We start from the raw sequence: 5,997 nt of genomic DNA on the forward strand, positions 1-5,997 counted from the left end.
GGCTGAAGCCCTACTACGAACTTTAATTATAACTATTCAACCGGACATGATATAATAGGTAAGTGAGGAAAATTTAATTGTTGTTGTCAATTTTTTCCTACTATTCTAACTACTGAGTTTTTCAAAATTTTTTCAAATTGGTATTGATTCTGTATCTAGTAGGGAGATCAAACCCCTACTAATTTATCAGTATTTAATGGGAGATTATTTTCAATGAATTTTTTAAGCTAATACTATAGCGCTACCCGCAAGTCAAAAGTCACTAATACAAAAGTAAAAAGTAATCTCTGGGGTGATTTTTTCCTAGGTCAATTATCCGCAAACAGTATTTAGAAATTTCTAACCTGAATCCGTAGTGCTACAAAACCTAATTTATTGCTATTGCTACTTGTAACCAACTATCAAATAATCCTTGATTATTAGCGATCCATTCTTCAGCATGACGGCGAATATCTACAGGTTTATTCTCACCATTTTTAACTTTTTCCTGTTGAATATTAACATCATCAATCGGAATCTCAATCTGTTCAAATAAACCTTGAGCAACTGGGTTAGTCTGTAAAAATTTCTTATTAGCTAATATCCTGACATTATCAATGGGAAAACCGAGATTTTTATCATTCAATGAAGTATCTTTTTCCGTGAAATTTTCCATAGTTCCTACTAAGGATGTGAAAGGAACATTCAACCATTCTACATCCTCCCCTTCTTTTAAAACAGAAGCAAGCCAATGGGGTTTCCAGGCAAAAAACAGAATTGGTTTTCCTTGACGATAACGAACTAGAGCATCTGCCAATAGAGCAGAATAATCCCCTTGAATATGTTCGACAGTATTCTCAAGTCCATAAACTTGCAAATGATGATTGATAACTCTTTCACATACCCAACCAGCAGTACAACCAATTAAATTTGCCTGACCATCACCATCAGAATCAAAAAGTTCAGCAATTTTTGGGTCTTGAAGTTGTGATAAATTAGTAATATTATATTCTTCAGCCGTTTTTTTATCTATTTGGTACCCCATACTAGCATTAGAAATAAGAGTTCCCACCCGTTTTAACCTTTCTTCCCCACCATTATTGTCAAAAAATTCTTGGTGGGCAGCTTCCCAATGTGTTCCAGTAAAATCTAAATCTCCATTACTAACAGCGATGTGCATTGCTGGAACATTCAGTTGCTTTTGACCTTTGACCTCATAGCCTAATTTTTCCAGTCCAATATTTACAATTTCTGTGATAAATGTGCCATAGGTTTCTAAACCAGAAGTTGGACGCACTACTATTCCTTTCCCAGGCAATGGATCTTCAGTTGACTTGATATTTGTTTGAGACATTAATTGCCAACCTGTCACACCAACTAGCAAAGCAAGCACAATAGTTATCCCTAAAGTTGCTCCATGACGTTTAGACAAGCCACGAGATCGTAACCATCCGATCGGGCCTCGCTCTTGCCAAGACTGAAGACTACCTTGACTAACACCCTGGGTAATACGGTCGAGCATTACTGCAATTAATACAATACCTAACCCCCCTACCGCTGCTAGTCCAACATTCAAACGACCTAAACCTTGCAATACCATTTGGCCTAATCCTTCTACCCCAATCATTGAGGTAACAACTGACATTGATAAAGCTAATAAAATAGCTTGGTTTGTCCCAGCAAGTATAGTAGGTAAAGCTAAAGGAATTTGCACTTCCAATAAAACTTGTTGGCGAGTTGAACCAAAAGCAAGTGCAGCTTCTACTGCTTCTGGGGATACTTGCCTAATACCAAGGTTGGTCAGACGAATTAGAGGTGGAACTGCAAAAACAAAAGTCGCTATTATACCAGAAACTTCTCCAATTCCAAACAACATTACTACAGGTACTAAGTAAACGAAGGTTGGAAGAGTCTGCATAGCATCTAGGAAAGGACGCAATACTCTATTGAAGCGATCGCTAACTGCACAAACAATACCTAAAGGTATACCGACCAGCATACAGAATATTACGGCAGTAAGTATTAAAGATAGAGAAACCATTGCTGCTTCCCAAGCGCCACAAAAACCAATAATGATTAGAGCTATAAAGCTATAGATAGCTATCTTTTTACCTGCTAATTGCCAGACTAGCAGAGCAATGATTATCAGAAAAATTAAAGGCGGAATTGCTAGAAAAGTCGATTTTACTATTTCTAGAGTTCCGCTAATAGGTAAGCTGATAGCTTGAAATATAGGGCGAAAGTTGTCAACCAGAAAATTAACTAAATTGTTAACCCATTCGTCTAGAGGTAAAGTATAAGATTGGAAAGGATTAAATAAATTGTCTAATCCTCCTTGAGTTTCAGCTATGAAATAGTTAGATAAATAATTGAAAATAAACAAAATTTACTGGCTCCTGTAATGTTGGTTTAATCCAAATTTTTACTTGGTTGCCCCAAAGTTGTCAGTACATCAACTGCTTCTACCATACCTTGAAATTCTTTTTTGTCGTTAACCACCGCTAGGGGAAACCCTTGTTTGTAAAGATAAAAAATATCTTCTAGATGAGCAGAAGTATCAATTATTGGAAAGTCAGTTTCCATAGTAGCCGTAATATCCTCTTTCCCTTGTTTGAGACTCTCTTCCAAAAGCTGTTTTTTCACCAAACCAACAGGTTTATTGTACTCATCGACTACATACAAAACTTGCAGGTTATGATTTAACATTTTCTCCAGACTAGAGCTAACAGAATATTGACCAATTATCAGAGAAGGTGTTTTACTAATAACTGAACCTACCCGAATAACTTGAGCAGAATTTACCTCTTCGGTGAAAGCTCTGATATAATCATTTTTGGGATTAGTAACTAATTCTTCAGGAGTCCCCAATTGGACAATTGCACCATCTTTCATTACGGCAATGCGATCGCCCAATTTCAAACCTTCTTGCATGTCATGGCTAATAAATACTATAGTTTTATTCAATTCTTTCTGGAGTCGCAATAATTCATCTTGCATTTCTCCCCTCGTCAATGGATCAAGGGCACTAAAAGCTTCATCCATCAATAAAATATCTGCATCAGTAGCTAAAGCACGAGCTAAACCTACCCGTTGCTGCATCCCCCCACTCAAAGAAGTAGGTTTATAATTTGCCCATTTGTCTAAACCCACAACTTCTAATGTTTCTAAAGCTTTCTGGCGACGATCAGATGCTTCAACCCCCCGTACCTTTAGTCCATACTCTACATTTTCTGCTACTGTTTTGTGAGGAAATAAACCAAAGCGCTGAAATACCATCGAAATTTTATTCAGTCGTATCTCTCGCATTCGTTTGTCATCAACATGAGCAACATCTTCACCATCAATATAAATATGTCCACTTGTAGGATTAATTAGACGATTAATGCAGCGAACTAGGGTAGATTTTCCCGAACCAGATAACCCCATTACTACAAATAATTCCCCTTTACCAATCTCAAGAGATACATCAGCTAATCCCAAAACATTACCTGTAGACTGTAATATATCGTCCCTTGTTTTCCCCTCTCGAAATAACTTGAGAGCAGCAAGATGTTTTTTGCCGTAAATTTTAATCAGATTTTCTATAATTATTTTTGGGGTCATATTTTTACCTTATAGCTGATAATTTACTAAAAAACTAAGGTTTAAAGTTTCTTTTTTCAAATTTCCAATAGAAAAAAATTCCCTTTTAACCAATCCTATTTTTAGTTGTAATATTTTGGTGGTGGGGGAGCCATTGGATTGGCGATGTACAGGATTCATAATTTCAAAGGCTTTCAGTTGAAATTAACTATGATAAGAGTTTCCATAACCTATTAAAGTTAATATTTTGGGCAAGAGTATGGAAGACAATCACTTTGACAATTCTTCTGACTACCTCTTCTATAGAACCCCTGAGCGTATCTTTTCCGTCCAAGGTTATACTAAGTAGCGATGTAGCTGCCGCACTTGCTCCACCTTTCATGTCGGCGACAGCCGAAACGCCAATTACTATAACCAAGAGTTGGATAAATGCCATATTCAAGCAGTTTGACAGATCGTTATGGGGGTTCTAATTGAAACATCCCATACCAAAAAAAAAGAAAACTTGTCCGACATTTAGGGAGCAAAAGGCAAATATTGGATGGTATACTCTATCAACTTAAGAATGGTTGTAATTTGTCTGATTTACCCTGCATATTTACCTCCTTACTCCACAGTATTTTGGCATTACAAACAATGGCGAGAACAAGAAGTTATTGAAAATATTAGAGATGTTTGGCACGGCTAAGTCCGAAAACTATAGGAAAACTGACATTAAATAACATCAGACTATTAACACTAAGAACAGATAACCACCTTTTAAGAGAAACCATAAATCCACCCCTGTCCTCATAACTATAAATTTTCATCTATATATATTTCCAGTTTTAAGGAACATATGCAGGTTATTTCAGTAACTTCCACGCCTTTTTCTATTTCAACAACTACTAATCTCAAAGAATTAGTAAAAATTTGCTTCAACATAGGGCGGTACATTTTCAAATCTGCCTGATATTCCCATAAATTAGAATCAGATGCTAATTCAGCTTTTTCCCTTACCGAATCATTAATTATTAATTTTTTAATTAAATAATTGTGGTTTAAAGCCTCCCCTTTTAAGGGGAAAATAAAGAAATGATATTTCCCAATCTTCAATCAAGTACGGTTTTAACCAGAAGTAATTATCAATTATCAATTATCCATTAATGAAGCATCTCCTCCATCTTCTAACTGCTGAGTGCTGACTCCTACCCCTCACCCCAAAGACTTTTTCAGCAAACCCTATTGATTCATCTGCAATCTCAGGGTGAATTTTTTATCTGACATATGTTAAAGATTAAGTTATTTGATTGCTCAATTTATCTTTAAGATTATTGGAAAAAATTGAAAAAAATGTCATAATACCAAATCCAAGTATCAAAGAAGGCTTATATCATTCCTGAATCCTATGTATGGCATAAAGCTGCAAATTTTTTAAATACCCTCTTAACTAAGGCCGATTTGGTCTAAATCCAAACTATTAAACCTAGGAAAATGTGCAAAACTGCGACTCAGGTTCTCTCCGCTCTTAATATCTTCAGTAGATGGTGGAAAAATTACTCTTGAAATTCATTACATTAATTTAGCGGAGAGATTTTGTCGCTTTCGGAAAAATAATTAAATTCAGCTCCCTGCTTTATTCTAAATTTTCTAAACTGAAAATTTAAAATTATTGCATTTACTAAAAATCATCAATTTTCTTGAACTTTAACTTTATCTAGAAAAAGTCCGATATTGCCACTTTTTCAGAACATGATTTTGTGCAATCATCGCTGGAGTGTGTAACTCAGAAATTTGTTTTTGTGAAGCCTCTATTATCTCAGATTGGTTATGATATTTTTGTTGTAATTGAGTCAGTTTATTTTGATAATCTGCGATTATTTCTTTCTGAAGTTCTGACTCTTTTTCTAAGGCTTCATAAGTTTCCTGTGGTATCATCGAACCAACCATGGATTCCAGATGCTGCAACTTATTGAGTTGCTGTTGTAATTGGTGCTGCAAAGCCTCATAATTTTCTTTTGACACCATTAAATCTGCTTGTGATTGGAAACTTTCCAATTTAGCCTTTTGCTCTTCTGAGTGTTTTTGTAAAGTCTCATAACTTTCTTTTGACACCATTGTAGCAACTTGAACTTCTAGCTCTTGCAACTTATTTTGTTGTTTTTCTGACTGGCGTTGCAAAGCATCATAACTTTCCCGCAATACCATAGAAGCTATTTGTGCTTCTAGTTGCTGAAGTTGAGTTTGTTGCTCTTGTGACTGGTGCTGCAAAGAATCGTGAATTTCTTTGGACACCATCGAAGCTACTTGCTCTTCTAACTTTTCTAGTTGTACCTTTTGCTCTTGAGACTCTTGGTGCAAAGTTTCGTGTACTTCCTGGGAAACCATGGAAGCTAGTTGTACTTCTAGTTGCTGAAGTTGAGTTTGTTGCTCTTGTGACTGGTGCTGCAAAGAATC

4 protein-coding genes are annotated in these 5,997 nt (G+C 35.9%); 1 reads left to right on the forward strand and 3 read right to left on the reverse strand.

Translation table 11 applies throughout. The annotated features are described in order from the left end of the window. Nucleotides 1-367: 367 nt before the first annotated feature. Entirely contained in the window at nucleotides 368-2,362 is a 1,995-nt protein-coding gene (gene proX / locus ACP6PL_RS25840; protein ID WP_426548203.1) for a glycine betaine/L-proline ABC transporter substrate-binding protein ProX, read from the reverse strand. 26 nt (nucleotides 2,363-2,388) lie between these two features. Next, nucleotides 2,389-3,582, reverse strand: a complete 1,194-nt coding sequence (locus tag ACP6PL_RS25845) for a quaternary amine ABC transporter ATP-binding protein (protein WP_426548204.1) — start codon at nucleotides 3,580-3,582, stop codon at nucleotides 2,389-2,391. A 520-nt stretch (nucleotides 3,583-4,102) separates the two neighbouring features. Between ACP6PL_RS25845 and ACP6PL_RS25850 the strand changes: the two genes are divergently transcribed. Beyond that, nucleotides 4,103-4,249 (forward strand): hypothetical protein, encoded by a 147-nt coding sequence (locus tag ACP6PL_RS25850; protein ID WP_426548205.1) that lies wholly within the window; start codon nucleotides 4,103-4,105, stop codon nucleotides 4,247-4,249. Nucleotides 4,250-5,253: 1,004 nt separating this feature from the next. Here ACP6PL_RS25850 and ACP6PL_RS25855 read toward each other — a convergent pair. After that, nucleotides 5,254-5,997, reverse strand: a 744-nt coding sequence (locus ACP6PL_RS25855; RefSeq protein WP_426548206.1) for a hypothetical protein, incomplete at its 5' end; no start/stop codon positions are given.

Source organism: Dapis purpurea BLCC-M126 (assembly GCF_050015975.1).
GTDB lineage: Bacteria > Cyanobacteriota > Cyanobacteriia > Cyanobacteriales > Microcoleaceae > Trichodesmium.